Source organism: Micromonospora sp. CPCC 206060 (genome assembly GCF_036906895.1).
GTDB lineage: Bacteria > Actinomycetota > Actinomycetes > Mycobacteriales > Micromonosporaceae > Micromonospora.
In genome coordinates this window covers 1-4,142 of record NZ_JBAKHU010000160.1, presented here as the reverse complement: position 1 = coordinate 4,142, position 4,142 = coordinate 1, and the positions used below count along the sequence as shown (strand labels likewise).

At 67.0% G+C, this 4,142-nt stretch carries 2 protein-coding genes and 1 tRNA gene; 1 reads left to right on the top strand and 2 read right to left on the bottom strand.

What is annotated here, in order from left to right; all coding sequences use genetic code 11:
• Positions 1 to 631: 631 nt before the first annotated feature.
• Positions 632 to 1,516 (bottom strand): PfkB family carbohydrate kinase, encoded by an 885-nt coding sequence (locus tag V6U90_RS32675; RefSeq protein WP_334444924.1) that lies wholly within the window; start codon positions 1,514 to 1,516, stop codon positions 632 to 634.
• The gene (locus V6U90_RS32670) at positions 1,513 to 3,015 is read right to left on the bottom strand and encodes a helix-turn-helix domain-containing protein (RefSeq protein WP_334444922.1); all 1,503 of its coding nucleotides are present in this window, start codon (positions 3,013 to 3,015) and stop codon (positions 1,513 to 1,515) included. Before V6U90_RS32670 ends, V6U90_RS32675 begins: the two co-directional genes overlap by 4 nt.
• 394 nt (positions 3,016 to 3,409) lie before the next feature.
• On the opposite strand from V6U90_RS32670, the gene V6U90_RS32665 reads away from it, so the two are divergent.
• Positions 3,410 to 3,482, top strand: a tRNA-Arg gene (locus V6U90_RS32665).
• Positions 3,483 to 4,142 lie beyond the last annotated feature (660 nt).

Genomic DNA, 4,142 nt, shown 5'->3' with positions numbered 1-4,142 from the left:
ACCATGATCCAACCCGAACGACCCAGGTCAAGCCGACCCGCCGACGAGCACCTGACCAGTCACGCTGGCGTTTGCTTCAGCGAAGGCATCACAAAAGGCCGCCTCAGAGTCGCGCAGGGCCCTGCAGCTCCATTACCAGCCTGGAAGGATCCGTGTGGAGTTCACAGCACGTGATCCAGAAAACTCGATGGTTCCTGCCTCCTCCCCGGCACCGCTGCGCATCTCGCTGGTTTTCTGGCCCGGGATCCAGTCAGCATACGAACTGACATGGGTGGACGACCACGGTCAGGCACGCGCCCCCACCCACGTGACGCCTCCAATCCAAGGAGAGGTCAACTGGGACGCGGGCTGGTTCCTCCTGGCCGGCGTATCTGCGGCTGAGGGGTCGGGACAGAACAACCCCCGACTCCCCCTCGGCCTGCAGAGGCTTCAGATCGAGTGCCGTGATGACCGACTGGGCACAAAGTGGCGCGCAGTCAAGAGCTGGCCTGCGGGTTCGGAACCCGGCGTCTGCGTACTCAGCTTTGAGCCCGCGGACTACTGAGATTCTTCTGAAACCGGCGAGGTTACTGTCGTCACGACCAGGTCAATTGGGATCTGTCGCTCGCAGTTGAGACACTTCCCGCACGTGCTATTGCTGTTCGTCGACCTGCACGAAGGTTGTTGCGGCGGCGACGCCTTCGGCGACTGCGTGGGATAGCGGGGCGTTGTGAGCGAGTCGTGCGGCGAGGGTGCCGAGGAAGGTGTCACCGGCCCCGCTGGTGTTGGTGGCCTTGACGTGTGGTGCGGGGGCGAGTGCGGTGTGGTCGGCATTGCTGTAGGCGGCGCCGCGAGCGCCGGCGGTCACTATCACCGCTTGTGGGCCCAGCTTGCGGAGTTCCTGCGCTGTGACCGACGGATCGTCATGGTGGCGGCCCAGTATCGCTGCCGCTTCGGCCTCGTTCGAGACGAACAGGTCGAGTGGGGCCAGCGCGGTCAGCCCGAGCGAGGGATGTGGCACGAGGTTGCCGATGAGCGTCTCTGCGTGGTGATGCCGGAAGACGGCGTCAACGGCATCGGGCTGGAGATCGAGCTGGGTTACCACGATCGGAGCCCGTAGCTGCTGAAGTGCGTCGCGCACGTGCTCGCTGCCGAGCTCAGTCTCTGTGGAGTGTGCGAGGACGATGTAGTTCTCGCCGTCGGGGGTGACCTCGATGATCGCGGTACCGGTCGGAGCCGATGGCACGAGTTGGAAGAAGGACACGTCGATGGCCGCGTTGGTGAGGGCTCGGCTCAGGAAGGCGCCCCATTCGTCGTCGCCGACGTTGCTGATCAGGCTGGCGCGGACGCCCGCCTGTCGTGCGGCCATGGCCTGGTTGAGGCTCTTGCCGCCCGGTGTGGTCGTCGCGGGTGACGAGGCGAACGTCGTCCGGCCGGCGACGGGCCGTTGGGGGATCCGCACCGTGATGTCGATGTTGGCGCGGCCGACGAAGGCGACATGCGGCGTACGGACCTGATCGGGTGGTTGGTGACTCATCCGCTGGTGGCCAGCTGATCGAGGAGCTGTCGCACTTCCGGCCGGCCGGAGAAGGGTTCGAGCCGCCGGGCCAGGGCGTTGACGTTTCGGCGGACCCGAACCGAGCCCGTCGTGGTAGCCGTGGTCAACGCTTCAGCCGCTACGGTGGCGGCCTGGCCTGGTTCCGAAGCCGCCAGGTAGGCGTGCGCCGTGCGGGAGAGGTACACGCCCCGTTCGCGTCGGTAGCGGTCGGGCCATGTGTTGACGGCGTTGGTGAAGCTGTCGATGGCCCGACGCGGTTGGTTGAGGCGGAGCCATCCCTCGCCCTCCTGCGCCGCGAGGTATGGCCGGGTGCAGAACGAACCGAGGGTGCTGCTCTCCCCGGTCGGCTTGGCGGTCGCCACGAGTGTGTGGGCACGCTCGACCGCGGCCTGGAAAGCGGAGGCGTCCTGCTCGATGGCGCTGCCGTGCGCCTGCTGGATGGCGGCGAAGGCGTGCACGAGCGGGGGCGTGTCGGGCAGGCGGGACGCGGCACGGGCCAGCCCGACGACACAGTCCTCGTCCCCGGTTCCCACCATCCGCTGTGCCTTACGAGCCAGGACGTACGCCCAGAACTCCTGATCGTCGGCTTCCTGCGCCATGCTTCCCGCACGATCCAGCCAGCGGTCGCCCGTCGCCCGGTCGCCGAGATCGTCGCTGAGCCAACCCGCGAACTCGCTCCACCGTGCCTCAGTGCTGAGAAGCCGGTTACGAAGCTGCCCGCGTGCCTGCCGACGCAGGGCGGCGATCAGCGCGATCTGCTGTTCGACGGTCGACAGGATGGTGAGACCACCCAGCCGGTCGTCCGCTTGTACGAGGAGCGCGCGAAGCTCCGCGAAGTGATCGACAACGGCAGGGTCGACCGCCCGTGGGTGAGAAACGCCTGTGGTGGTGACAACCGGCACGGCGGTGAGGCCAGCGGCCAGTTCCAGCAGAGCCCTCCGGCTTACCCGCAACGACATCGCCTGCCCATCGGACATGACCGCAAGCGTAACCGCGTCACCATCGTGAAAGTCCGTCTCGCCGGCCACCGCGACACCGGCGACCCGCGCCAGTGGTGCCGTCAGGCCGCTCGGACCACCGGACGTCAGATCTGCGGCGGCCAGGTCGCGCAACGACTCCCGTGCCGGAACCGCCGCCGGGACACCGTGAGTGCCCGTCGGTAGTGAGCGGTCCTCGACTTCGCCCCACCGCACACGTTGCGCCGCTTCGACTTTCTCCTGATCAAGCTGCTGCTTGAGACACCGATAGTCGTCATAGCCGGCCAGCAACTCTCCACCAGCGGCCAGGGCCGCTTCACAGCGCTGCCAGAAGATCCGGTCCGGGCACTGCTGCCCGCGCTCCACGCCAGCAATCGTGGTCCGGGAAACCGGCACCCGCCTCGCCAATGCCAACTGGGTCAGCCCACGCGCGTTGCGCCAGCCGGCAAGCCTTGCACCCAGTACCCGCTTCGCATCGTCTACCCGTTGCGGATCGATCATGACGCCCGTCCCTTCACAACCCCGTACGGACACGACGGCTGCATTGACGCAAAGCGACGTTACCGTAACCAGCCTCTGCCAGAACCAGCCAGCGCCTCAACAACCCCGGCGCCGACGTCCTTGTCCGCGCCAAGCAACGTCTATCGGCGGGCGACCCGAGACCCGACTCCGGACCTCCAGTGATGTGCGCGGTGTGTGCTCGAGAGCGGATGCCACCGTGGGTCAACCGGTGCCACCGGATGCCACTGCGGGTCAACGAGCCGGGTCGCTGCCGGGGTCCGTGTGCTCCGGATGTGGTCGCCGGTCGGCCCTGACCAGGGCGACGACGTGGGTGAACGCGGGCCACTCCCTGCCACCCCGGGTGAACCAGCAGGCCGCTAGACTGGGCACTCGCGCCCTCGTAGCTCAGGGGATAGAGCATCGGTTTCCTAAACCGTGTGTCGCAGGTTCGAATCCTGCCGGGGGCACCTCGAAGATGAGCGCTGGCCAGCCGAGCCCGCCGAGTCGAAACGACGTTGAGGCTGCTCGACCCCGACGGCGTCGAGGTCGAGGGGCGGTGTCCCGGAGGGCTGGGATCCTCGCCGGCATCGATTTACGGTACGGTCCGGGCGATCCGAATCTGCATCACGATCAGCAGGTTCCCGGCTGGTTGACGGAGCCCCGGAAGCATTGCGCGTCAACGGCTGAAGGGTCGTCCCGATGCGCTCGATCGTCCGGTCACGGTCGCCGTCGATGCCCTTCGCGTACCCCTTGAGCAGCACATCCACCGAGTTGCCGACCCGCTGCGCGGCGTCCGGCGCCGGTGGCCCGGCGTTCAGCCAAAGCGACATTCCGGCGGGCCGAAGGTCGTGTGGCCGGCCAGGAGAGGATGTACCCCGGTGACAGCCCTCGCACAGTGCGTTGACGACGGCAGTGATCAGGTTTGCGCATGTCGGTATCGGTGTCACCGGCGCCAGTGGGGCGATCCAGCCCGAGATCCGCTTCCCCGTCGAAGGTCTGGTCTGATATGTGAGGGTTGTGGCCTGGTTGTTCCGGGCCGACCCGGCAGTCTTCGGGCCCGTGGGGGTCAAGTCCTGTGGAGTGGTGTTTAGCGGTTGTTGCGTGATCGTTTGTTGTTCGGTGGGTTG

Bases quoted from the DNA above. Each gene is read 5' to 3' on its own strand.
- V6U90_RS32675 (WP_334444924.1), bottom strand. From the start codon at position 1,516: ATGAGTCACCAACCACCCGATCAGGTCCGTACGCCGCATGTCGCCTTC.
- V6U90_RS32670 (WP_334444922.1), bottom strand. From the start codon at position 3,015: ATGATCGATCCGCAACGGGTAGACGATGCGAAGCGGGTACTGGGTGCA.